The organism is Maricaulis sp. D1M11 (assembly GCF_047308265.1).
Lineage (GTDB): Bacteria > Pseudomonadota > Alphaproteobacteria > Caulobacterales > Maricaulaceae > Maricaulis.
In genome coordinates this window covers 1-622 of record NZ_JBKQWY010000016.1, presented here as the reverse complement: position 1 = coordinate 622, position 622 = coordinate 1, and the positions used below count along the sequence as shown (strand labels likewise).

Annotated in this window: 1 protein-coding gene; it reads left to right on the top strand. The window is 56.1% G+C overall.

Annotated features, from left to right (window positions below):
* The coding region (locus RMQ97_RS15435; RefSeq protein WP_413661796.1) for an RHS repeat domain-containing protein at window positions 1–622 on the top strand (622 nt) is incomplete at both ends.

Below are 622 nucleotides of genomic sequence, written 5' to 3'. Positions count from 1 at the left end.
ACGACATGAACCGTGTCGTCGGCACCGTACGCTCGGGAAGACGGATCTCCAGCACTCATCTCACTGCCCTGGATAATCCGAACCATGGCCTGACCATGGATGACATCCGGCCCTCGTCCCACCTCTATGACCGATGGGAATGGAGCGTCTTCGACGCCCGCGGCCAGCTCATCTCCACAATCCTGGGCGATGGCAGTGTCACACGGTATGCCTATGATGATCTGGGACGGCTGGTGGCGACCCTGGGCTTTGTCAATCGTCTGGATTCAAGCGTTCTCGACGGTTTCAAAACCACTCCCCCCACGACACTCACCCTTCCCGGCGCTCATGCCGATGATGTAATTACCCGGAACTTCTATGATGGTGACGGTCTTCTGATCGGAACCATGGATGGATCCGGCTATCTGACGCAATTCGTGTTTGACGGAAATGGGCGCAAAGTCAGTGAAACCCTGTTCGATCAAGCCACACAGCCGAGCCTGCGTTTAAACGGCACGTTCGACGAGTTGCTGGCCTCGATCACGCCGAACGCCGCCAAAGATGTCACCAACCATTATGTCTATGATGGTCAGGGCTTCTTGCGGTTTACCATTGATGCGCTGGGTCGCATCACCGAGAATGT